The sequence below is a fragment of the Exiguobacterium sp. AT1b genome (assembly GCF_000023045.1).
GTDB lineage: Bacteria > Bacillota > Bacilli > Exiguobacteriales > Exiguobacteriaceae > Exiguobacterium.
Genome location: NC_012673.1, coordinates 2878511 through 2901976, shown reverse-complemented (window position 1 = coordinate 2901976; position 23466 = coordinate 2878511). Strand labels below are relative to the sequence as shown.

The window sequence follows — 23466 nt, the reverse complement described above, 5'->3', positions numbered from 1 at the left end:
TATCACAGATTGTGACACAGATTATTTTTTAAGTTGGTTCATAACTTCTTCAGCAAAGTTCTCTTCACGTTTCTCCATACCTTCTCCTACTTCGAAGCGTACGAACGAGTTGATTTTTCCGCCTTTTGATTCTACGTACTTACCAACTTTGAAGTCGCTGTCTTTTACGAACGTTTGGTCAACGAGGCAGATTTCCTCGAAGTACTTGTTCATACGACCAGCAATCATCTTCTCAACGATGTTAGCAGGCTTGCCTTCGTTGAGTGCTTGCTCAGTCAAGACTTTCTTCTCGCGGTCGATTTCTTCAGCTGATACTTCATCGCGTGTCGCGTAAAGTGGGCTAGCTGCAGCAACGTGCATTGCAACGTCTTTAGCAACTGTCTCGTCAGATGTGCCGTCGATGACAACGACTGACCCGATGCGACCACCCATGTGGAGGTACGTACCGAATACTGCATCTTCAGCTTTTTCAAGAACAGCTACACGACGGAGTGAGATTTTCTCTCCGATTGTAGAAGCTTCTTCTTGGATGTACGTTTCAAGTGTTTTACCTGCTTCGTACTCAGCCGCGAGTGCCGCTTCTGCAGTTGTTGCGCCTGATGCGAGTACTGCTTTTGCTACGTTGTTGACGAGTGTTTGGAACTTCTCGTTCTTCGCAACGAAGTCTGTTTCTGAGTTGATTTCGACGAGCACAGCTTTGTTGCCTTCAACTGCTACTGCTGTCAAACCTTCAGCGGCGATACGATCACCTTTTGCTGCTGCTTTAGCGATTCCTTTTTCGCGAAGGAAGTCGATTGCTGCTTGCATGTCACCGTCTGTTTCAACGAGTGCTTTTTTGCAATCGAGCATTCCTGCTCCTGTTTTTTCACGAAGTTCTTTTACCATTGCTGCTGTAACTGCCATCGGAAATTCCTCCTTGTAAAACTAACGAATTTTAAGAAAAAGCACAGGGCTTTTTGATTACATGTCCTAAAAAAAGGTGATAAAAGGCTTTCCCTTTATCACCTATTGTCTCACTGATTACTCAGCTTCTGTAGCTTCAGCTTCTGTCGCTACAGCTTCTTCAGCAACTTCTTCTTCACCTTGCTTCGCTTCGATGATTGCATCAGCCATCTTCGAAGTGAGCAATTTAACTGCACGAATTGCATCGTCGTTCGCTGGGATTACGTAGTCGATTTCGTCTGGGTCACAGTTTGTGTCGACAATCGCAACGATTGGGATGTTCAATTTGTGAGCTTCCGCGATTGCGATACGCTCTTTACGTGGGTCAACGATGAAGAGGGCGTCAGGCACACCAGGCATGTCCTTGATTCCGCCGAGGAACTTCTCAAGACGAGTCATTTCTTTCTTCAAGATGATGACTTCTTTCTTAGGAAGTACTTCGAACGTGCCGTCTTCTTCCATTTTTTCGAGTTGCTTCAAGCGGTTAATACGCTTTTTGATTGTTGAGAAGTTAGTGAGTGTTCCACCCAACCAACGCTCGTTAATGAAGAACATTCCAGAACGGATTGCTTCCTCTTTGATTGTATCTTGAGCTTGTTTTTTCGTACCAACGAAGAGGACGTTTCCGCCTTCTGCCGCGAGTTCACGAACAAAGTTGTAAGCTTCGTCTACTTTTTTGACCGTCTTTTGAAGGTCGATGATGTAGATCCCGTTACGCTCTGTGAAGATGTATTTCGCCATTTTTGGGTTCCAACGGCGTGTTTGGTGACCGAAGTGTACACCAGCTTCAAGCAATTGCTTCATTGAAATTACTGCCATGATAAATTTCCTCCTTGTGGTTTAAAAAAGTCCTCCGCCTCGTTCATTGTTGTATTCCGACCTTTCGGCACCGAGGAATATCATCCCGAGACGTGTGTGATGTGTTTAACACCGAGAATTACTATAGCATATGTCACGAAATCCGGCAACTCTCACTTTTTACGAAGTTTCGCATACAGCGCGAGCTCGCCCTCGCCTTTTCCTAGGATACGGGCGGCGTCCCGGACGGAATGTCGCAACAAGACATCGTCCACGTCGATTGACGCGGACGGTGTCGTCTCTTCTGTCGCCTCTACGACCGTTTGGACAGACGCATTGACAACGGGTGTTGGAGCTTCCTCTCGTTGAACCACGTTCGAACGTTCAGCGGGTTCCTGAACGACGAGGTCGTTCATCGACTCCATGAACGAAAGAAGCAACGATTCAGTCTCTTGCTTCTCTCGTTCGAGTCGATCGACTCGTTCCTGCAGCGCTTGAACTTGTCGGTAGCCGAATAAAAAACCGTAAGCAACCAAACAAGCTGTGATCACATATACAATATACACTTGTTCATCTCCTTACGATGTCTTTTCTTCTAAATAGGACCGACCGAGCGCATGCTTTAACGTCTTCAACGCTTTGGAATGAATTTGCGATATCCGCGATGTGGACAGTTCGAGCACTTCCCCAATCTCTGTCAACGTCAGTTCGTCAAAGTAAAACAAAGATACGACGAGTCGCTCTTTTTCAGATAAATGGTCAACCTCTGCAGCCAGCACGTCAATCAATTCGCGTTGTAATAATGTATCTTCAGGCTTTTCAGAATCCGGGTCGAAATACGTGACAGACATGACTTTCCCTTCTTCTTGCAACGTCACGGCCTCATCAATCGACAACATATTAGCAAAGTAACCTTCCGCCATCGTTCGTTCGATTTCTGAAATCGGCAGGTCGCATGCCGAAGCTAATTCGCTCTTCGTCGGAGCTCGATGTAACGACTGTTCAAGCTGTTCTGCCACGTGATCGATTTTTTTTACTTTTTCTCGAACCGACCGAGGTAACCAGTCCACTTTTCGTAAGCCGTCGATTATGGCGCCTCGTATCCGAAACGCAGCATACGTATCAAATTTATTGTTGTGCTCTGGATCATATTTCATAAGGGCATCGTACAATCCCATGTAACCCAAACTTTTCAATTCGTCGCGTTCGACGCTCTTTGGAAGCGTCACGATCATCCGTTGTACGTGGTAGTGGATGAGAAACTCGTAATGTGCTAGTAATTCGTTTGCTGTATCCATATCACGGTCCATATTCCAGCGATCCCACAACTGTGTAAGATGAGTCGTCATGTCGATCCCCCCTTATAGTTCTTTCGTACCCACGCTCACCGTCCGAATCGACAAGACGGATGTTGCGACATCAAATTCGATCGTCCGCCCGTTATGTCCGCCGCAATCTTCTGCCACGAGCGGAATACGATGGACTTTTAATGCTTGACGGATCGCCTCGGCGTTTCGCTCACCGATTCGCATCGCTTCGTTCTCATATTTAAACTGAAACATCTGAGCGCCGCCTGCCATCTTCGCTTGCAGTCGCGTCGCCCCTTCTCGTTTCAATGAATGGACGAGTGCATCGATGGCTGTATCTGCGTATTTTCCTACTTCAATCGTCTGGTTCTTACGAGCAATCGTCGAGTCCGGCAACATGACATGTGCCATCGCCGCCAATTGGAGGCGGGTGTCATACAAAATGACACCCACACATGATCCGAGCCCGGCTGTACGTAGCCGATTTGGTGCGGTCGTCTGCTTCCATTCGGCAATGCCGATTTTTAATACATCAGCCATTGCCAAGCAACCGTTCTTGAATCCGTTTGAGCGACCCATGTGTCGGTAGGAACAACACATGTCCTGCGCTTACTTTTTGATCGATCATAAATGTCGTGTCGATATAGAGCGCCGCGTCTTCCTCAGGTTGGACGGACGTGACGACAAATTCAACGATTGAACCCGCCATATCGATGGCCGTTGCCGGCACTTGAATCATGATTGGTGTCTGTAACCAGTCACCTAGCGCCCGTGCATAAGCACCACTCATGATATTCCCGACCTCTTCCCAAGCCGATTGACCGAGCTCATCAAATGAATCAAATGAATACGGCATCCCAATCAAGGTCGAAACCATTTGCTCGGCATCTTCAACGGCGAACAAAATGAGGATCATTCCACGAATGTCACCATCTAATTCCAATAAGACCGAGGCAACATGTCGTTCCGGACCGCCGACTCGCTCTGGTAAATAAGTGATTGGTTCCATTTCGGCAGAAGACACGGTAATGTTCACCGGTTTCGAGAGCATGGCGGACAAAGCAGTCGCCGCATGTCCAGACCCTATATTTCCCAGTTCTTTTAACAGGTCTTGTTCAAACTCACTCAGCATACTGTTCCTCAAACAACGCGTTCGCATCGAGTAATGAGAAGAGTTTATCTTCTCCTTTTGCGATCGCTGTCAAATGTGCCGAGAGCATATCGCGGCTTGATTCCGGAATCGGTTCGATGCGTACTTCGTCGCTTTCCACGACCTCATTCGCACGGTCGACGATAAATCCAGCATCTCCTTGATTCAACGAGGCGATCAGGATGCGTGTCTCATCCGTCGGTTCGATTTCTTCGTAGCCGAGTCGTAAGCGAAGGTCGATGACCGGCGTGACGACACCACGAAGGTTGATGACCCCTTTCACATGTGACGGTGCGTTCGGCACCCGCGTGATCGGCTGAAGTCGCTCGATTGAACGGACCGACTGTACGTCGATCCCATACGTATTTTCTTCAAGTGAAAAGACTACCCATTTCTGTTCCATCAATATTCCTCCTTAAAAGAGATCGTTACTATCTACGATAAGGGCGACGCGACCGTCACCGAGAATGGTCGCACCAGAGATAGCCGGAATCCCTTCAAGATACGTACCGAGCGGTTTCATGACAATTTCTTGTTGACCGATCAAATCATTGACGACGACGCCGACGAGTTTGTTGCCTTTTCGAACGACGACGACCGGGAATTGCGTCTTCGTCTCGGATTCGATACCAAACATTTCTTTCAAATAGACGAGTGGGACCAATTGACCACGGAAGTCGAAGACTCGCTCACGGTGTGCCGTCAAAATGTCCGCTTCATCAAGTAATGTCGTCTCAAGGATTGATGTCAATGGAATCGCATACGATTCATCTCCCACTTGAACGAGCATCGCCGAGATGATCGAGAGGGTGAGCGGTAAGCTGACTTGGAACTTCGTGCCCTGTCCCGCAACCGTCTCTAAAGAAACGACGCCACCGAGTGACTCGATTTTATTTTTGACGACATCGAGTCCGACACCGCGTCCTGACAAGTCAGTGACCACGTCTGCCGTCGAGAAGCCTGGAGCAAAGATCAGCATCGCCAATTCGTTCTCAGACATCGACGTCGCTTCTTCATCTGTGATTACGCCGCGCTCCAACGCTTTCGAGCGAACCTTGTCGACGTTGATGCCGGCACCGTCGTCCTCGATTTCAATGAAGACACGGTTTCCGCCGTGATATGCACGGAGTGCAAGCATGCCCTGCTCCGGTTTTCCGGCTTGAAGACGCACTTCCGGACGTTCGATACCGTGATCGATGGCGTTACGGATCAAGTGGACGAGCGGATCGCCAATTTCATCGATGACCGTGCGATCGAGTTCTGTTTCCGCACCTGAAATGTCCAACTGGACTTTTTTATGGATTTCTTTCGCAACCGAACGCACCATCCGTGGGAAGCGGTTGAACACTTGTTCGATCGGCATCATCCGGAGCGTCAAGACGAGTGATTGCAACTCGTTCGTGCCCCGCTTGATTTTTTCGACCGTTTCATTCAATTCCGGTTGACCGACTTCATCCGCCAAGCGCTCAAGGCGTCCACGGTCAATGATAAACTCTTCAAACAAGTTCATTAGACGATCAATCCGTTCTAAGTTGACGCGAATCGTTTTTGCTTGTGCTTGAGCGGCTACTTGCTCTTTCGTATCTTTCGTTTCTTCCTTGTCCGAGGTAGCTTGGACGACAGGCTCAGGCGCAATCGTCTCCGCTGTCACAGCGACTTCTGGCTCACTGACCGCTGTTTCTGTAAACGCATTGACTTCGACACGCTCCACTTCCGATACTTGAGCGATGGCATGTTCAATCACTTCTGCCGTCTCTTGTGACAAGAATAAGACGTCGAACGACAAGTCAAATTGCTCTTGTTCGATTTCTTCTGTCTCCGGATGTGTGCTGACGACCTCACCGAGTTCTTGAAGGCGATCGAACACCATATACGCCCGGGCCGCTTTCAAGACGACCGCGTCAGACAGTTTGACTGTGATTTGATACGCCTCGAAGCCTGTCTGTTTGGCTTGCTCGATGACCGAGTTCGTATATAAATCAATCTCAAACGTGCTCGTCTCTGACGTTTTTTCGACTGCGACTTCTTTCCCCCCGATGAAGGATTGGAATGCGGCGACCGTTTCGGATACATCCACGTTCGCGCCTTGTCCTCCGCTCTCGATGTCCGCAATCATGTCCTCCATCTGTTCCATGGCGATGAACATCGTATCCAACAAGAGTTGGTTACTTTCCTTTTTGCCACCACGGACGAGGTCGAGTGCGCTCTCCATCTCATGCGTCAAGTTGGCAACGCGCTCGTACCCCATCGTCGAAGACATCCCTTTTAATGTGTGCGCGGACCGGAAGATCTCCTGTACAACATCCGCCCCACCCGATTGTTCTAATTTAAGTAACTGTGTGTTGATTGATTGGATATGTTCTTGGGATTCATCTAAAAACAACCCTAAGTATTCATTCACGTCCATCTCATTTGCCTCCCTGTCGTTATACTCGGTTCCACTGTTTTCGTAAGTTCCCCATCAAACGGTCCATCAAGTGACGTGGTTTTGGAGGCGTACCCGTAAGCGTTGTCAAAATTCGTTCGAGGCGCCAGCTAATATCACTCTTTCGGTTGTATTGATAAAACGGGACTTGGGCGATGACTGCCTTTCTGACAGATGAGTCGTCTGGTAGAAAGCCGAGGAATCGAATCGTCTTATTTAAAAACTGTTTACATGCGACTTCCATCCGTTCGAAACATTGAAGGGCTTCCTCACCGGACTGGGCTCGGTTGACGATGACGCCAAGCGGCAAGTCCGGGTACTGATGGTGCACCAGTTTCGTATATGCATAACCGTCCATGAGCGAGGTAGGTTCTGGAGTCAAAATCAAGAACATCTCATCGCACCCCGCGATGAACTGGAGTGAGGTGTCCGTCGCTCCAGCCCCCATGTCGAACAGGACATAATCATATTCGGTCAATACTTCGAGTTCTCGCATGAGAAATTGCATGTCATCATCTGAGAGATGGACGAGTTGGTCCTGCCCACTCCCTCCATGTAATATATCGACACCATATACATTTTTCTGAACAGCTGCAGCCAATGGAATACGAGCTTTGACGGTCTCAATCATCGTTCTGGACTTCATGGCATTCATCAAGATGTGCACATTGGCCATACCGATGTCAAAGTCGACAATCAACACCCGTTTTCCGAGTTCAGCTAGGGCGATGGCCGTGTTTACACAGACGTTCGTCTTTCCGACCCCGCCTTTCCCACTCGCAAAGGCGATTGTCGTCGGATGGGCATCATTGATTGCTCTTAAACGCCTTGCTTGGTCCATCTTGCCCACCCTTCTTTCTCAAACAGTCGTTTCGTCAGTGCGTCCGCATGTCCCCGAATCAGATCGTCCGGCACTTCTTGGCCGTCTGTCATCCAGGCGACCGGGAGACCGCTCTTTTTCACCATACGGTACATCGCGTGGATATCACTTGTCTCGTCCGCCTTCGTAAAAATAAGTGAGCTGAGAGGCAATGATTCAAATTGCGAATAAATCATATCCATGTCCTTCATTTTGGATGTCAAACTCAACACGAGCGATAGACTTGTTTCAGTGAAGTCGTGATGTTCATGAAACTGTTCGACGTAAGCCGGGTCGCGGAAATTCCGTCCCGCCGTGTCGATCAGCACGATGTCTTTACGAGCAAACAATTGTTTGGCACGTTTAAAGTCATGAAAATCATATGCCACTTCGACAGGTATACTCATGATTTCAGCATACGTCTTCAGCTGTTCGATGGCAGCGATTCGGTACGTGTCGGTCGTAATCAATCCGACCGTTTTGCCTTCCGTCAGCTTGAAGTGCGCCGCAAGTTTGGCAAGCGTGGTCGTCTTGCCGACCCCCGTCGGTCCGACGACCATGACATATCGCTTCGCTTCAGGCGGTTCAATGAACGTCGATTTGACTTGTTCGTATACGAAACGTTCAGCTTCTTCTACAGATTTTGTCGTATAGTACAGTTCGTTCAGCGTTTCCTCCCACGACTCATCCGCAAAGGATTCTGTCGAGAGCAGCGATTCGACATGTTGCAACGAGGCGTGTAGTCTCGGTGCCGCTCCTCCAATCACACGTGGTGGTGTCTGCGTGATGACAGGTTGTGATGGTGTTGGAGCTGTCCGAACAGGGGCGGGTTGTCGTGGCTTTGTGACGACTTGCTCTTTTTCAAGCGCTGCGATGACCTCCACTTGCTTGGATGCAAATAGACCGAACCATCCTGTCTTCACTTGTCGTGAGTTGAGGATGACTGCCTCGTCTCCGAGCTCTTGTTTCACTTTCGCCATCGCATCAGCCATGGTCTTCGCCGTAAACTTTTTAATCTGCATGTTAAATCACCCCAATACTTTTCACTTCGACGGAACTGAGTAATTCGTTATAAGCCAATACCGGCACATCTGGATAATACCGTTCGAGCAATTGACGAACGAACAGACGAATCGTTGGGGAACATAAAATCACAGCCGATGCCCCATATCGTTCAAACATCGACAGTTGTTCGCCAGTGCGCTCGATAATCTCTCTAGCTTGCTCTGGGTCGAGCGCCAAATAGTTCCCGAACTCCGTTTTTTGAACCGCGTCTTGCACGGTCTGTTCTGTCTGTCCGCCGAGTGTCACGACATAAAGTGGACCTTCAGGTGGTTTGACTTGATCGGTCAATTGACGGGACAACCCTTGTCGGCAATACTCTCCTAAGATTTCCGCATCTTTCGTCACTTTTCCGTAATCTGCCATCGTTTCAAATAGAAGCGGCAAGTTCCGAATGGAGACACTTTCTTGGAGTAAGTGGCGTAGCACTTTCTGAATTTCGCCAATCGAGAGGACCGACGGTGTCACATCTTCGACGAGGACCGGATGCGTCTCTTTCAGGTGCTCGACGAGTTGCTTCGTCTCTTCCCGACCGAGTAAATCTGCTGCATGTTTCTTCAACGTCTCGGTCAAATGGGTCGCGACGACAGAAGGTGGGTCGACGACGGTATACCCGCTCATTTCTGCACGTGTCCGTGTCTCTTCATCAATCCAAAGGGCAGGAAGCCCGAATGCTGGTTCTGTCGTTTCAATTCCGTACACTTCGGGATCTTCAATTCCTGGGCTCATCGCCAAGTAATGGTCGAGCAATAACTCCCCTTCCGCGACGACGTTCCCTTTCACTTTGATCCGGTAGGCATTCGGTGACAGTTGCAAGTGGTCACGAATCCGGACCGTCGGTAAGATGAAGCCGAGCTCGAGTGCGAGCTGACGACGAATCATGACGACACGGTCTAGCAGATCGCCACCTTGAGACTCATCTGCAAGCGGAATCAAGCCATACCCGAATTCAAATTCAATCGAGTCAATTTGTAACAGCGAGACGACTGATTCTGTCGGCGCTGTCGATGGTTCCTCTTCGAGCATCGGCTCTTCCGTTGCCTGACGGATATTACGACGCATCGTGTAGGCGCCGAAGAATGCTGTTCCGGCAATGATCATCGTCACCGGAAGAAGGGGTGGCGACACGAATCCGAGCATGAAGACGATCGACCCGGCGATATACAGGAGCGACGGGTTTTGACCGAGCTGGTCGATTACGTCTTCCCCTAAGTTCCCATCCGAGACGGCACGGGTCACGATGATCCCGGTCGCGGTCGAAATCAAGAGTGCCGGGATTTGACTGACCAATCCATCCCCGATTGTCATGAGCGAGAACGTCTGGAACGCTTCACCCACTGGTAATCCCATTTGAACGACACCGATGATAATCCCGAAGATCAAGTTGATCGACACGATGATGATTCCGGCGATGGCATCTCCTTTAACGAACTTCGATGCCCCGTCCATCGATCCATAGAAGTCCGCTTCACTTTGAATTTTACGGCGACGCATCTGGGCTTCTTTGTCGTCAATCAAGCCAGAGTTCAAATCGGCATCGATGGCCATCTGTTTCCCCGGCATCGCATCGAGCGTGAAGCGGGCAGATACTTCCGAAACACGTTCCGCCCCTTTTGTGATGACGACGAATTGAATGATGACGAGAATCAGGAAGACGACGAATCCGACAAGGACATTTCCGCCGATGACGAAATCACCGAACGTCGCAATGACTTCCCCACCATAACCGTTCGATAGAATCGAACGGGTCGTCGATACGTTCAAACCGAGACGAAACAACGTCACAATCAATAAGAGAGAAGGGAATACGGAGAAGTCGAGTGCTTCTCGGGCATTCATCGCCACGAGTAGAATCATGATGGCGATCAAAATATTTACGATGATTAAAAAGTCTAATAAAAACCCCGGTAACGGGATGATCAGCATGATGACAATCATCAACACACCGATCAAGATTGCAAAGTCTTTCGCTTTTACTGCCAACACATACTCCTCCTCAAGACGGTTGCTTCATTTGATAGACGAATGCGAGCACTTCCGCAATGGCTTGATAAAACGATTCGTCTACCACTTCACCGATGTCGATTTGCGCATAGAGCGCGCGCGCGAGTGGTTTATTCTCAACAATCGCCACATCATGTTCTTTTGCGACATCTCGAATATGAAAGGCGACCCGGTCGACCCCTTTGGCGACGACGAGTGGCGCAAAATCTTTCGTGTCATCATATCGAATGACGACCGCGTAATGGGTCGGGTTCGTGATGACGACATCGGCGTTCGGAATCTCTTGCATCATCCGTCGCATCGCCATTTCCCTTTGTTGCTGTTTGATTTTGGATTTGATGAGCGGGTCACCCTCCGTATTTTTATACTCGTCTTTTATATCTTGCTTAGACATTCGGATTGATTTTTCGAAGTCAAACCGTTGATAGAAAAAATCGAGGAATGCGAGTGCCAAAAGTGCGACACTTACCCAAAGACCAAGTTCAATCGTGATACTCGCAAGTGCGACAATCGATTCACGAACTTGTTCGACGGCCATCCGAGACAGTTCTTTCTGATTTTTCCAAAGGACAGCGACAGCGGTTGTCAGGATGATTAACAATTTGAATAAGGACTTTAAAAATTCGACGACCGCTTTCATGCTGACGATGCGTTTGACCCCTTTAATCGGGTCGATCCGCTCTAGCTTTGGTTGAATGGCTTCTAAAGAAAATAACGTTCCGATTTGTAGGTAATTAATAAGAATCCCAAACACAACGGCGACGATAAAGAACGGAGCCAAAATCAGACCGACACGGAGCATTAAGTCGACGACCATATCCGACATGCCGCCCGTCACGTTAAATAATAAATACTCTGGACTGAGTAAATCGCTGATTAAAGTAAGCAATTGTTGCCCAATCACGGGACCGAAAAAAGATAACATGAGAAACATCGCAAAAAGTGCGAACGCTCCAGTCAAATCGGCTGATTTGGCGACCTGCCCCTTCTTTCGGGAGTCTTCCCGTTTACGTGGAGTCGCTTTTTCTGTCTTTTCGCCTGCAAAAAACTGTAGATTGACCGATAAAGGATATAGAGGCTTATTCATGAGGCGTCTCCTAATATAAGCATAAAGTCGTGCATCACTTCTTGTAATAGCGGGATGAACTGGCTGATCCCTGTCAATGTCAGTCCCATCAATAAAACCATGACGGCAAAGCCGGCGATGAGTTTAAATGAAAATCCGATGGCAAAGATATTGAACTGTGGCGCTGACTTCGCTAAAAATCCGAGAGCTAAGTCAACAAGTAGCAAGGAAGCCATCATCGGCAACGCCAATTGCAACGCGACCATCATGGTCATGGTGACGACTTTCACGGCCATCATCAATGAGGCTTCGGTAAAGTTGATCATCGGTTGACCAGGCGGATAGATTTGAAAGCTATAATAAATGCCATCAATCAGCAGAAGATGCAGGTTGCTCGTCAACAAAATGAAAAGCGTAAAAATATAATAAAATCGTCCAATCAATGGTGATTGACCGCCAAACATCGGATCGTATGCAGAAGCCATCGCTAATCCGAGCTGTAAATCAATGACCCCACCGGCAATTTGTGGTGCAAAAAATAGAATGTTGATTAACAGTCCAAGTAAAAGTCCGATCATGACTTCATAGACGACTTGCAGGACGAACGCATTCGTCATCTGGATTGGCTCGGTCAGTGTAAACATCGCGTAATACGCTAAAAACGCACTGAACCCGACGCGGTGCATGACCGGTAATTGTCTCGTCGAGAACAACGGGACACTCACAAAAAAGCCAGACAGTCGTGCGAACGTTAACCCATACATACTGATGAAGTCGACCACATTCATTTCGATGCAACCTCGACCATCAACTCAAAGATCAAACGCGTGAATCCTTCAATCTGTTGAAGCATCCACGGTCCAAAGATGACGAGACCGATGAAGACCGAAATAATTTTTGGAACGAACGATAACGTTTGTTCTTGAATTTGAGTCGTGGCCTGTAAAATCGAGATCACGAGACCGACGATCAGTGAGATGAGCAGAAGTGGCATTGATATTTTTAATAAGGTCCACACACTCTCTGTCGCCAAATAGATGACCATTTCTTGTGTCATGTCCGTTCCCCCTACATACTTCTAAGCAATGATTCCACAATCAAGTGCCAGCCATCGACCAATACAAACAACAATAATTTAAACGGCAATGCAATCATGACCGGTGGAAGCATCATCATCCCCATCGACATGAGGACACTTGCGACTACCATATCAATGATCAAAAACGGTAAGAAAATCATGAAGCCGATTTGGAAAGCGGTCTTCAACTCACTGATCGCGTAAGCAGGTACCAAAGCGAGGAGCGGCACATCATCAAGCGTCTCCGGCTGCTCGTAATTCCCATACTTTAAGAACAGTTGTAAATCTTCTTGTCTTGTATATTTCGACATGAACTCCTTCATCGTCCCACTTGCCTCATCGAACGCCTCATCTTGTGAGATCTTGTCATCGAGGTATGGTTTTAATGCGTTCTCGTTCAAATCCGAAAGAACCGGAGACATGACGAATAGTGTGATGAATAGTGCCAACCCGACAATCAATTGGTTCGGTGGCGTTTGCTGTGTACCGAGTGCCGGTCGAATGAATGACAAGACGACCACGACCCGAGTAAAGCAAGTCATCAAGATTAAAAAGGATGGTGCGAGCGTCAGCAATGTCAACAAAATCAAAAGCTTGATGGATGTCGACGTGCTGTCCGGTGTTTCTAAATTGATCAATTGCTCAAACGTCGTCATGATTTCTTCCTCACTTCTTCTAGCTGAGCGAGTTGTTTCTTAAAGGTGTCTAAAAATGCATTCGAATTTGACGTTCGGAGTGACAAGGATTCCGTTTGCTCTTCCTCCATCGTGTCCGCATCGAGTCGATCGATCAGTTGAATCGAATCACCGACACCGAGTACATACACTTGGTCACCGAGCTTCACGAGCTGGACGGAACGGTCTTTTCCGAGCGGGACGCCTCCGAGATGTTTCATATGTTGAGTCGCTTTCACGCCTTGTGTTTTAGAACTGAGCCAACGCATCAAGACGATAAATCCGCCGACCACGACCACGAGACTCAACACGACTTTCACGCCATTGCCAATGGTTGACGCTGTCGTTGGAACGTTACTTTCCTGTTCATCTGTCTGTTGTTGCTCGAATTGTTGGTCTACGGTGGCGGCCTCAACCGTGGCCGGAGCAGAGAGCCCGACCACGAGGAGAATAATCAACCACCATTTCTTCATTGTGCGACCGTTTTAGAAACTGCTTCGATGACACGTTCTGCATTGAAAGGCTTGACGATGAAGTCTTTTGCTCCAGCTTGAATGGCATCGATGACCATCGCTTGTTGTCCCATCGCTGAACACATGATGATTTTCGCATTCGAGTCGAAACTACGAATTTCTTTCAATGCTGCGAGTCCATCCATCTCAGGCATCGTGATATCAAGTGTAACGAGATCCGGTGTGAGTTCACGGTATTTCGCGACGGCGTCCGCGCCGTTTTCTGCCTCACCTACTACGTCATATCCATTCTTTGTCAAAATGTCCTTGATCATCATACGCATGAACGCTGCGTCATCCACTACTAATACTTTTGCACTCATTCTAAATTCCTCCTTAAACGATTCCGATCCGCTCATGCGGTTGAATAATTTCTGTTACACGTACCCCAAAGTTTTCTTCAATGACAACGACTTCTCCTCTAGCGATTCGTTGTTGGTTGACATAAATGTCTACCGGCTCGCCCGCTAGTTTGTCGAGTTCGATGATGGAGCCTTGTGATAACTCAAGTACTTCCCGAACGGATTTTTTCGTTCTTCCTAACTCTACTGTCACGTTTAACGGGACATCGTATAACAACCCAAGATTCGCCGGTGCCGCTTCTTGCGATGCCGGTGATTGGAGCGGCATGAATTCCGCTTGGCTTACTGCCACTTCCGGCATCGATTTTTGTTTACTTGGTTGCGGGGCAACTGGTTGCGCCTGTTGTTGGGCTTGCGGTTGTGGTTTTGGCGCTTCCGCTTGCGGTTGCGCTTTCACCGGTTCCGGTGTTGCCTGGGCTTCCCCTGTAGCTTTCATCAACTCATCGACCAATTGCTTTCCAAATTGAATCGGTGCGATCTGAACGATTGTTGAATCAATCAACGTACCTACCTTGAGATTGAACTCGATGAGTACCATCGTTTCCCAAAGTTCAAGGCGATCGATGATGGTTTGGTTCTTCGTCGCATCGAACACTTCCACAAGAGGTGGCGAGATGTCAATCTTCTTCGAAAATACCGTCGATAAAGACGTTGCTGCCGCCCCCATCATTTGGTTCATCGCTTCTTGAACTGCCGACAACCGAATCTCATCAAGGCTCTCCGGATCGACATTCTCTCCACTTCCGCCTAACATGAGGTCAGAGATGATGGCCGCATCTTCGCGAGTCAAGACGAGGACGTTCTCCCCTTGGATCCCTTCTGTGTAGCCTACCCGAAGCGCCACATGAGGAGTGGGATAGCGTTCGCGTAACGCTTCAATTCTTACTTCACTGACAACTGGTGTCGTGATTTCAACTTTTTGTTGTAGTAATGTTGACAAGGCCGTTGCCGAGTTCCCGAATGAAATATTCCCAATTTCTCCGAGTGCATCGCTCTCCATCGAATCTAAATGTTCTTCTTTCGCATCGACTTCTGGCGTCGGCGTATTGTCGCTTGTCCCGCGTAATAACGCATCAATTTCATCTTGTGACAGCATCTCACTCATTGCTCTTCCTCCTTCACACGGTGAAGCACTTGAACCGCCATTCGCTTCCCGCTCACACCGACTTGCCCTTTAAATACTTTATTTTCCCCCACCATGACGGACAGGGGTTCTTTTGCTAATTGATCGAGTGCCAAACAATCTCCGACTTCTAGATGCAACAAATCTCCAAATGTGATCGTCGTCTCACCGAGTAAGGATACGACCTCGACCGTCGAGTTCATCAATTGGGCTTTAAGCGGTTCCTTACTCGATTGACTCGCATTGCGTCGATTCGCTTCCTGCATCCAGTAATGACTCGATAATTTGGACAATACCGGTTCGATTGTGACGAATGGCAGACAGACGTTGATCGTTCCGCTCACTTCACCGATCGTCACACCGATTGAAATCAAAACGACCGTTTCATTTGGTGAGACGAGTTGCAGGAACTGCGGATTCACTTCAACGGCTGACATTTCTGCTTTAATCTCAGCAATCGATTCCCAAGCATCCCCATATGTCGAAAACGCCCGTTTGTACAATTGCGTCAAGATCCGCATCTCGATTTCGGTGAACGATTCGATTTTATCCATCTCGACACCGGGACCACCGAGTAATCGGTCTAACATCGCGTACGAGATGTTCGGATTGACCTCGATGATGAATCGCCCGTTTAACGGTGGCGCCTCAATCAAGTTGATCATCGTCATGCTCGGAATGGAATGGATGAATTCATCGTACGGTAATTGTTCGACCGAGTTGACCGAAAACTGAACGTACGTGCGAAGTTGGGCCGAGAAAAATGTCGTGAGCATCCGTGTGAAATGCTCGTGAATCCGAGTTAAGCTACGAATTTGATCTTTTGAAAATCGAACGGCTCGCTTGAAGTCATATTGTCGAACTTTCTTCTCTTCCTCTTGCGCGAGAAAGGAGTCCGCTTCGACATCCCCACTGCTTAATGCAGATAGTAAGGCATCAATTTCTTGTTGAGACAGTACTTCTCCCATGATGCCACCTCACTGAATAATTTTCTTCGTCATGTAGACGCGTTGGACTTCACCTTCTTCAAGCAGTCCGTTAAGTTGTTCTCGTAATGTTTGTTCGAACTTTTGCATATCCTCTTTTGTTGCCAATTGGGCTTTCGTCATCCCGGATAAGTCACCCAAAATGACGTTGTGCACTTGGAATTTGCGTAGTTCTAAATTCTCTTTCGTTTCAGCCGAATCTGTGACGATCGTAAATTGAACGTTGATGAAACGCTCGTCTTGAATGTTCGTCGTCATGTCATCGGTCATGAAACTCCGTTCTGCCAACTCTTCAGCTGTGACCGGTTTCGTTTTAGCAGTGACGTTATCACCGAAGACATATTTGTACGTCATGAATCCGGCACCGCCCATGACGAGCAGGACGACAAGCAGGATGATCACGACCTTCAGGCCGCCACCTTTTTTCTTTTCTTCTTCACTCATCTTCTTCACCTCTTGTGAACATCGTTCCGACTAAACCGATTGTGCGGTAAAAGGCTTCAGTTCGTTCAATGATTTGATCTTTCGTTTCTTTTACGAGATACGTTTTGCCATTAAACAATTGGATGATCGTGTCGGGCTCTGCCTTCACCGTTTCGATGAGCAAAGCGTTCAGCACGAACTCCTCACCGCGAAATGCCGTGACGCGAATCATCAGCGTTTCAAGTTGACGAGTTCTTGAAGGATCTCGTCCGATGTTGTGATAATGCGTGTGTTCGCCTGGAATCCACGCTGTGCCACGATCATTTCTGTGAACTCTTCTGAAAGGTCAACGTTTGACATTTCAAGTGCACCTGAGACAAGTTCACCGCGACCGCCCGCACCAGGTACGCCAAACTGTGGAGCACCGGAGTTTTGCGATTGTACGAAGTTGTTGGCTCCGACTTTTGATAAACCGGCGTTGTTCGAGAAGTTCGACGTGACGATATAACCAGCGATACGAAGTTCACCATTAGCAGCTACGAAACTAACTTGTCCGTCTTTACCAATTGAAAGCGATTTTGCATCTGTTGGGATTTTAATTCGACCGTATTTAACGGTTTGTGTACCTGCATCAGCTGCTAAATAAGGTGCGTCTAAGTTCGCCCCCATATTTGCTGCAGTAGGTGTGGCTGCAACTCCGGCAACACCAGAAGGAGGCAACGTGTTCGTCTGAGAACCAATGAGGTATGTCCCGTCGCCCGTCACCAAATTACCTTGGTTGTCCGTGTAGAAGTTCCCAGCGCGCGTGTATTGGATTTGACCATTGACCATCGTCGCATAGAATCCTTCACCTGAAATCCCAACGTCAAGGGCGCGTCCTGTGTTTTGCATAGCACCCTGGTTATAGACGTTATCGACCGTCGCCATCGTCCCCCCGAGACCGACTTCTTTCGGGTTCACACCACCTGTTGTCGCATTTCCGGCCGACGCACTCCCGACTTGTTGACTGACGAGGTCTTTGAACGTGACGCGACCTTTTTTATAACCGAACGTGTTGACGTTGGCGATGTTGTTCCCGACGACGTCTAGCTTCGATTGGAAGTTCTTCAATCCACTGATTCCTGAGTACATTGCTCTTAACATAATGTATTCCTCCTATGCTTATTTGATGGATGTGATATCGTACACGCTGACGGATGTGCCGTCTTCAAGATCGGCCATATATCCGGTTAAGTCGTTACGGGAAATAGAAACGACCCGACCCGACCCTTTCGTCGTCTCTTCACTCGTTTCCGATGTGAAGTCGATCGTTTTCCCAATCATGCTACTGTATTCAGAAATCGACGACATGTGACGGTCGACGAGAACCGAGTCGAGTTGTTTTGAGATGGCTTGCATTTGCTCGAGAGACGAGAACTGCGCCATCTGTGCGATGAACTCTTTATCTTCCATCGGTGACATCGGGTCCTGGTTCGCGATTTGAGCGAGCAGCAACTTCATGAACATGTCTTTATCATATTGATTCGTCGCTTTTGGGAGCGACTGGTCTGGCAATGTAAAATCATTCGTCTTCGGTTGGATGCTCGTCATCTTCAGACCCTCCTTTAGGCTGTTCTTGTGGTTGTTCTTGTTCAGGTTGCTCGGAACCGTCTGACAAGGCTGCTTTTGAATCGAGTGCCTGTTGTGTCAAGTTGACCTCGACCCGAACGTTTTGCGAATGGGGTGTCAACGTTTGTTGCAACTGTTGAACTTGCGATTGAATCAGTTGTTTCGCCTCTTGATTGCTGGCAAACATCTTGACGACAAGTTCTCCATTCTTCCGCTCTAGCTTGACGACGAGTTCTCCTAATTGCTCCGGATATAATCGTACGGTGAATACTTTTGAACCGTCCGCCCCACTTTTGAACGGTGCCTTTTGAAGAGCCGCCTCAATCCGAGCTTGCAAATTTTCAGGAAGCGATCCTTTTGAAGCATACATGACCGTGTCCACATCAATCTGTGGCCTTGACCAGTTCATCCCTTTCGGCATCCAGTCCACATTGCTTGGCTGAAGTGCAGGTTTTACCATTTTGACGGTTTCAACGTTTGGCAAGACGGGAACTTCTTTCAATGTGCCTTCTACCGGTCCTTTATATTGCGTGATAATCCGTTGCATCGTTTGAACTTGCTTGGCAAGTTCTTGGTTTGGAACAGGTTGCGTGAGTGGCATGTTGGTCGTCTGAACATTTCCCTCAGTTTGCTTTATGATCTGGACTTTCGGTGTAGTCGTCGTCTGAGCAATCGCCGGTAAAACTGAAGACGGCATCTCTGTCTCAGGTGAAGCAGTAGACAATTGTCCGAGTAAACCTACATATGCGTCCATAAATGTCCGATAGGCATCTTGCGGAAGTGATTTGAGCCACTTCAACGTATCGGGCTTTTGAAACCATGTTTCGAGTTCTTGTGCCACCTTTTCCAAGTCGACTGATCCTTCAGGAAGCACACCTTCTTCCAGCGGAGGAAGTTCTGTCTGCTCCCCAGAGCCTTGCATTGGGGCGAGCATCGCCGAGAGGAGGCTTAAAAAACCGCCTGCTCCCTGTGATTCGCCTTCCACTGCTCCAGTGCGAGCCATCGATCCTTGAATGGCTTGTGTCAATAAAGCGATATTCAATGTTGGCCCTCCCTTTTCGTGTTCATTGGAGAAGCTGCGTCACAACCGCAGCCTGTTGTGCATTCATCCGTCCTAAAATGTCTGCCTGTTGCTTAGGTGATAGTTCTTTTAACAGTTCGGCCACTTGAGGGCTTTCGAGTTCGCCCATAATGGCTGCCGCCTGTTTGGCTGACATCTCTTCATAGACGCTAGCGACGTCAGATGAGGATTCCTCTTCTTTTGACGCTGCCTCTAATTCAGAGACGAGTCGATCTCGTTCACGAATCAAATCGGTGATTTCTTCTTGTCTAGCTTTGACTTCGTTCGTCAATTCCACATTTTCGTTGCGAAGTTTTTCAATCTCACTGTTCGCCGCTTTAAGTCGGTTCGCTGCGTCCGAATCGATGCCCGTCACATTCACTTGCGTCTCCGTTTTTTTCGGTGCTTCCGCTTTCTCGTCGTCACTTACCTGTAAGAAGGGAACGGACAAGAGCGGACGGTCCATCGCATAGTTCATGACGACGATCCCACCGACTAGGATGAAGATTGCTGGAATGAGGACTAACGCCACGATCATTTGCTTGCCTCGTTTATTGTTCTCTTTTGCCATGCTACTTCCCTTTCCCATGATGAATCACAGCAAGTTCATCCATCATTTGTTGCTCTGTGAGTTTAGCTACCGTCATCTCTTGCATGCTGACCTTTTCATGTAGCGTCACGTATTTCTTTTCTTCCACCACTTTACCGAGCAATCGTTCCTGTGATGCATGATAGCGATTGCAGGCCTGTTGTACGACGAGCTGTTGCGTTTCGATTTGACGTTTCACTTGCTCCCGCGTCTTTTCTCGATATTGCGACATGAGAAGGTCGATGTTTCCAGATTGTTCATCTTGGTGTTTGATGAGCGACTCATACATGAGAAGAAGGTCATATAGCTTCTCCATCTCTGTTTCGAGCCTTGCCTTAAATCCTCTGACTTCTAACGCAGCATCTTCTTTTTCATGTTCTGCAATCGGCATGATTCGTTCTAATATGAGTCTGTTCATGATTCACCTCGTGCGATATGTGACAAGTGGGTCATCGTCTGTTCGAAAGCAGCATCTTCTTCAATCGATTGTTTTAAAAACGTCAACAAGTATGGATATTTATCCACGGCAGTATCAATCGCAGGATTGGTGCCTTTTTTATACGCTCCGATATTGATTAAATCTTCCGCATCGATATAGGTCGCGAGCCAGCTGCGGAACGTTTGGGCCGCCTCTTTATGTTCCGGAGAAGCAATTTGATTCATGACTCGACTGATCGATTTCAGTACATGAATGGCGGGAAACTGCCCGCGGTTTGCGAGCGCACGGTCCATGACGAAATGTCCGTCTAAAATCCCACGCACCGCATCGGCAATCGGTTCATTCATATCATCTCCGTCGACGAGGACCGTATAGAACGCAGTGATCGACCCGGTTGCTGCTGTTCCGCTTCGCTCTAATAGTTGAGGCAACATGGCGAATACGGACGGGGTGTATCCTTTCGATGTCGGAGGTTCGCCCGTTGCGAGACCGATCTCACGCTGCGCCATCGCAAATCGTGTCACCGAGTCCATCATCAAGACCACTTCTTTCCCTTGGTCCCTGAAATACTCGGCAATCGCGGTTGCCGTATAGGCTCCCTTCAACCGGACGAGCGGGGGTTGGTCGCTTGTCGCTACAATCACGACGGAACGAGCCATTCCTTCTGGTCCGAGCTCCTTTTCGATGAACTCCTTCACTTCCCTGCCCCGTTCTCCAATCAAGGCGATGACGTTAATGTCTGCTGAAGAACGTTTGGCGATCATTCCGAGCAAGGTCGACTTCCCGACACCGGAGCCGGCAAACAAACCGACCCGTTGCCCTTTACCTACAGTCAACAGCCCATCGATCATCCGGACACCGGTCGACAGTGCATCCAAAATCCTTGGTCGATTCAACGGGTTAGGGGGTTTACGTTGAACGTCATAACGCTTACCGGTCACAAGTCGTTCACCTGACAGGGGACGACCTAAACCATCGAGCACTTGACCAATCAACTCTTCCCCTACAGGAACTTGAAGCATCTTGCCAGTCCCTTTCACGAGACAGCCAGGCGCGATTTGTGTGGTTTCACCGTATGGCATGAGAAGAACGCGCTCTTCGTTGAATCCGACGACCTCAGCTTCGACTGTTTCATTCGAAGGAAGGACAATCAAACAGCGCTCTCCGACAAACGCACTCGGTCCGTTCGACTCAATCATCAAGCCGATGACTCGACAAACTCGACCGATTTTTCGCGTGAACTCGCCGTCTGTAGACTGTTTGATTGAGCCGAGAACCTGCTCAATAAGCGCCATCCGCTAGAACCTCCTCGATTTTGGCTTGGATCCGTTCGAAACTATATGTCAAATCGACTTCATTGCCACGATGTGGCGACTCGATTCGAACTGCTGTCTCATCCAATGATCCGTCCCCTCGATATTTCAGAGGAGGTGTCTCTTCTGTCCGCCACATCGATTCGAATCGCTGAATGGAGGCAAGACGTGTCGGATGAACAAAGATTGTAAGTGCTTCGGCATCGATCATATGTGACATCTGATCACGAATCATGGTCGCAAATAGCTCTTCATCTTTTCGGACAAGATCTGTCGTCACGTGTGCACTGACTGTAACGGCCAATTCAATGAGTTGTTCTTCCGCTCGCCTCCACTTTTCTTCGAATAAGAGTTCGAGTTCGGTCGAAACGGAATTCAAACGTGTCGTGATCTCTTCAAATTCAGCCAATCCATCCTGCCTACCTTGAAGGAGTCCTTCTTGGTATCCTTCTGAACGCGCTTCTTCAAACACTTGTTGCTTCAACCGCTCCAACTGTTCGACTTCAGTCTGTTGAAACTGTTGAAACGCTTCTTCGTCCTGCTTCAACTTCTCATAGCGTGATTGGATGGCATCCCCATGATTGATTCCGTCATTCGGTTCTATTACGGGTGTCTCTAATCGCTTCGATTCGATTCGTTGCGGGGTATTCGATGTTGCACGTTGGCGTTTAATTACATTAGACAACGATGTCATCTCCTCCACCTCGACTGATTACAATCTCACCGACGTCCTCTAGGCGACGAATGATTCCGACGATTCGGCTCTGTGCCTCTTCGACGTCACGCAACCGTACCGGCCCCATGAATTCCATATCTTCTTTGAACGTATCGACCATACGTTGGGACATGTTCTTGAAGATGATTTGTTTGACTTCCTCTGAAGAAACCTTGAGCGCGAGCAACAAATCGTCGTTCGCCACTTCGCGAATGATTCGTTGAATCGCACGAGAATCGAGCGTGACGATATCTTCGAAGACGAACATCCGCTTCTTGATTTCTTCTGCGAGTTCCGGATCTTCGATTTCGAGCGCATCGAGGATGGTACGTTCCGTCGTCCGGTCTACACCATTCAAGACTTCGACGACTGCTTCGATTCCGCCAGACTGGGCATAATCTTGCATATCCGTCTGCGACAGGTTCTTTTCAAGGATTTGTTCCACCTCATGAATGACGTCTGGATTAAGACGGTCCATCGTCGCAATCCGTTTTGCGACTTCCGATTGAATCTCCGGTGGAAGTTCTGACAGGATTTGTCCTGACTTGACCGGCTCTAAATGGGCTAAAATCAACGCGATCGTCTGAGGATGCTCGTTTTGGATAAAGTTCAACAACTGTTTCGGGTCTGCTTTTCGTGCAAACTCGAACGGTCTGACCTGTAAGGTAGACGTCAGACGATGAATCAATGCCATCGCCTTGTCTTCTCCTACCGCTTTCTCAAGAACAGTTTTCGCAAATCCGATCCCACCTTGAGTGATATAGCTTTGTGCCATGGCCAGTTCGTGGAACTCACCGAGAATACTTTCTTTTTCTTCCGGTGACACCTTTTTTAACGCTGAGATTTGAAGCGTCAATTGTTCCATCTCTTCTTCTGAAAGATGTTTATAGACGTTCGCTGCCACTTCAGGTCCCAGGGAAATCATGAGCATCGCTGCTTTTTCGCGATTTGATTGTTTTGCATAGTTCACG

29 protein-coding genes are annotated in these 23466 nt (G+C 48.3%); all 29 read right to left on the bottom strand.

Annotation, left to right across the window (positions count from 1 at the left end; genetic code table 11):
* Window positions 1-21: 21 nt before the first annotated feature.
* Window positions 22-903 (bottom strand): translation elongation factor Ts, encoded by an 882-nt coding sequence (gene tsf / locus EAT1B_RS15020; RefSeq protein WP_015881416.1) that lies wholly within the window; start codon window positions 901-903, stop codon window positions 22-24.
* 117 nt (window positions 904-1020) lie between these two features.
* Window positions 1021-1761 (bottom strand): 30S ribosomal protein S2, encoded by a 741-nt coding sequence (gene rpsB, locus EAT1B_RS15015; protein WP_015881415.1) that lies wholly within the window; start codon window positions 1759-1761, stop codon window positions 1021-1023.
* A 152-nt stretch (window positions 1762-1913) separates the two neighbouring features.
* Window positions 1914-2306, bottom strand: coding sequence for a hypothetical protein (locus EAT1B_RS15010; protein ID WP_015881414.1), 393 nt, complete (start codon window positions 2304-2306; stop codon window positions 1914-1916).
* A 12-nt stretch (window positions 2307-2318) separates the two neighbouring features.
* Complete coding sequence (locus tag EAT1B_RS15005) at window positions 2319-3089, bottom strand: FliA/WhiG family RNA polymerase sigma factor (protein ID WP_015881413.1); 771 nt, start codon at window positions 3087-3089, stop codon at window positions 2319-2321.
* Between the two features lie 12 nt (window positions 3090-3101).
* Window positions 3102-3587, bottom strand: coding sequence for a chemotaxis protein CheD (locus EAT1B_RS15000; protein WP_015881412.1), 486 nt, complete (start codon window positions 3585-3587; stop codon window positions 3102-3104).
* A complete protein-coding gene (locus EAT1B_RS14995) occupies window positions 3580-4179 on the bottom strand; it encodes a chemotaxis protein CheC (RefSeq protein WP_015881411.1) in 600 nt (199 codons plus the stop codon). The genes EAT1B_RS15000 and EAT1B_RS14995 overlap by 8 nt, the downstream gene beginning before the upstream one ends.
* A complete protein-coding gene (locus EAT1B_RS14990) occupies window positions 4169-4600 on the bottom strand; it encodes a chemotaxis protein CheW (RefSeq protein WP_015881410.1) in 432 nt (143 codons plus the stop codon). The genes EAT1B_RS14995 and EAT1B_RS14990 overlap by 11 nt, the downstream gene beginning before the upstream one ends.
* 12 nt (window positions 4601-4612) lie before the next feature.
* Window positions 4613-6604 (bottom strand): chemotaxis protein CheA, encoded by a 1992-nt coding sequence (locus EAT1B_RS14985; RefSeq protein ID WP_015881409.1) that lies wholly within the window; start codon window positions 6602-6604, stop codon window positions 4613-4615.
* A 19-nt stretch (window positions 6605-6623) separates the two neighbouring features.
* Window positions 6624-7463 carry a MinD/ParA family protein gene (locus tag EAT1B_RS14980; protein ID WP_015881408.1) on the bottom strand — a complete coding sequence of 280 codons (840 nt, stop codon included), beginning with the start codon at window positions 7461-7463 and terminating at the stop codon, window positions 6624-6626.
* The gene (locus tag EAT1B_RS14975) at window positions 7442-8503 is read right to left on the bottom strand and encodes a GTP-binding signal recognition particle SRP54 G- domain-containing protein (protein WP_015881407.1); all 1062 of its coding nucleotides are present in this window, start codon (window positions 8501-8503) and stop codon (window positions 7442-7444) included. Before EAT1B_RS14975 ends, EAT1B_RS14980 begins: the two co-directional genes overlap by 22 nt.
* 1 nt (window position 8504) lies before the next feature.
* Window positions 8505-10526, bottom strand: coding sequence for a flagellar biosynthesis protein FlhA (flhA, locus tag EAT1B_RS14970; protein ID WP_041918005.1), 2022 nt, complete (start codon window positions 10524-10526; stop codon window positions 8505-8507).
* Between the two features lie 13 nt (window positions 10527-10539).
* Window positions 10540-11634: a flagellar biosynthesis protein FlhB gene (flhB, locus tag EAT1B_RS14965; protein WP_015881405.1), complete on the bottom strand. Its 1095-nt coding sequence runs from the start codon at window positions 11632-11634 to the stop codon at window positions 10540-10542.
* Complete coding sequence (fliR, locus tag EAT1B_RS14960; RefSeq protein ID WP_015881404.1) at window positions 11631-12401, bottom strand: flagellar biosynthetic protein FliR; 771 nt, start codon at window positions 12399-12401, stop codon at window positions 11631-11633. The genes flhB and fliR overlap by 4 nt, the downstream gene beginning before the upstream one ends.
* The gene (gene fliQ / locus EAT1B_RS14955; RefSeq protein ID WP_015881403.1) at window positions 12398-12670 is read right to left on the bottom strand and encodes a flagellar biosynthesis protein FliQ; all 273 of its coding nucleotides are present in this window, start codon (window positions 12668-12670) and stop codon (window positions 12398-12400) included. The genes fliR and fliQ overlap by 4 nt, the downstream gene beginning before the upstream one ends.
* Before the next feature lie 11 nt (window positions 12671-12681).
* Entirely contained in the window at window positions 12682-13347 is a 666-nt protein-coding gene (gene fliP, locus EAT1B_RS14950; protein ID WP_015881402.1) for a flagellar type III secretion system pore protein FliP, read from the bottom strand.
* Complete coding sequence (locus EAT1B_RS14945) at window positions 13344-13838, bottom strand: flagellar biosynthetic protein FliO (RefSeq protein ID WP_015881401.1); 495 nt, start codon at window positions 13836-13838, stop codon at window positions 13344-13346. The genes fliP and EAT1B_RS14945 overlap by 4 nt, the downstream gene beginning before the upstream one ends.
* The gene (locus EAT1B_RS14940; protein ID WP_015881400.1) at window positions 13835-14200 is read right to left on the bottom strand and encodes a response regulator; all 366 of its coding nucleotides are present in this window, start codon (window positions 14198-14200) and stop codon (window positions 13835-13837) included. Before EAT1B_RS14940 ends, EAT1B_RS14945 begins: the two co-directional genes overlap by 4 nt.
* A gap of 13 nt (window positions 14201-14213) precedes the next feature.
* Window positions 14214-15344, bottom strand: coding sequence for a flagellar motor switch phosphatase FliY (fliY, locus tag EAT1B_RS14935; RefSeq protein WP_015881399.1), 1131 nt, complete (start codon window positions 15342-15344; stop codon window positions 14214-14216).
* Entirely contained in the window at window positions 15341-16330 is a 990-nt protein-coding gene (fliM, locus tag EAT1B_RS14930; RefSeq protein ID WP_015881398.1) for a flagellar motor switch protein FliM, read from the bottom strand. The genes fliY and fliM overlap by 4 nt, the downstream gene beginning before the upstream one ends.
* A 9-nt stretch (window positions 16331-16339) precedes the next feature.
* Complete coding sequence (locus EAT1B_RS14925) at window positions 16340-16792, bottom strand: flagellar basal body-associated FliL family protein (RefSeq protein ID WP_015881397.1); 453 nt, start codon at window positions 16790-16792, stop codon at window positions 16340-16342.
* Window positions 16785-17003 carry a flagellar FlbD family protein gene (locus tag EAT1B_RS14920; protein WP_015881396.1) on the bottom strand — a complete coding sequence of 73 codons (219 nt, stop codon included), beginning with the start codon at window positions 17001-17003 and terminating at the stop codon, window positions 16785-16787. Before EAT1B_RS14920 ends, EAT1B_RS14925 begins: the two co-directional genes overlap by 8 nt.
* The gene (gene flgG, locus EAT1B_RS14915) at window positions 17003-17914 is read right to left on the bottom strand and encodes a flagellar basal body rod protein FlgG (RefSeq protein ID WP_015881395.1); all 912 of its coding nucleotides are present in this window, start codon (window positions 17912-17914) and stop codon (window positions 17003-17005) included. Before flgG ends, EAT1B_RS14920 begins: the two co-directional genes overlap by 1 nt.
* A gap of 18 nt (window positions 17915-17932) precedes the next feature.
* Window positions 17933-18361: a flagellar hook capping FlgD N-terminal domain-containing protein gene (locus EAT1B_RS14910; RefSeq protein WP_015881394.1), complete on the bottom strand. Its 429-nt coding sequence runs from the start codon at window positions 18359-18361 to the stop codon at window positions 17933-17935.
* Window positions 18333-19421: a flagellar hook-length control protein FliK gene (locus tag EAT1B_RS14905; RefSeq protein WP_015881393.1), complete on the bottom strand. Its 1089-nt coding sequence runs from the start codon at window positions 19419-19421 to the stop codon at window positions 18333-18335. The genes EAT1B_RS14910 and EAT1B_RS14905 overlap by 29 nt, the downstream gene beginning before the upstream one ends.
* A 22-nt stretch (window positions 19422-19443) precedes the next feature.
* On the bottom strand, window positions 19444-20010 hold the full coding sequence (locus tag EAT1B_RS14900) for a MotE family protein (RefSeq protein WP_015881392.1): 567 nt from the start codon (window positions 20008-20010) through the stop codon (window positions 19444-19446).
* 1 nt (window position 20011) lies between these two features.
* On the bottom strand, window positions 20012-20446 hold the full coding sequence (locus tag EAT1B_RS14895) for a flagellar FliJ family protein (protein WP_015881391.1): 435 nt from the start codon (window positions 20444-20446) through the stop codon (window positions 20012-20014).
* Entirely contained in the window at window positions 20443-21762 is a 1320-nt protein-coding gene (gene fliI / locus EAT1B_RS14890; RefSeq protein ID WP_015881390.1) for a flagellar protein export ATPase FliI, read from the bottom strand. Before fliI ends, EAT1B_RS14895 begins: the two co-directional genes overlap by 4 nt.
* Window positions 21749-22474, bottom strand: coding sequence for a FliH/SctL family protein (locus EAT1B_RS14885; protein WP_015881389.1), 726 nt, complete (start codon window positions 22472-22474; stop codon window positions 21749-21751). The genes fliI and EAT1B_RS14885 overlap by 14 nt, the downstream gene beginning before the upstream one ends.
* Window positions 22458-23465, bottom strand: coding sequence for a flagellar motor switch protein FliG (gene fliG, locus EAT1B_RS14880; RefSeq protein ID WP_015881388.1), 1008 nt, complete (start codon window positions 23463-23465; stop codon window positions 22458-22460). Before fliG ends, EAT1B_RS14885 begins: the two co-directional genes overlap by 17 nt.
* Window position 23466 lies beyond the last annotated feature (1 nt).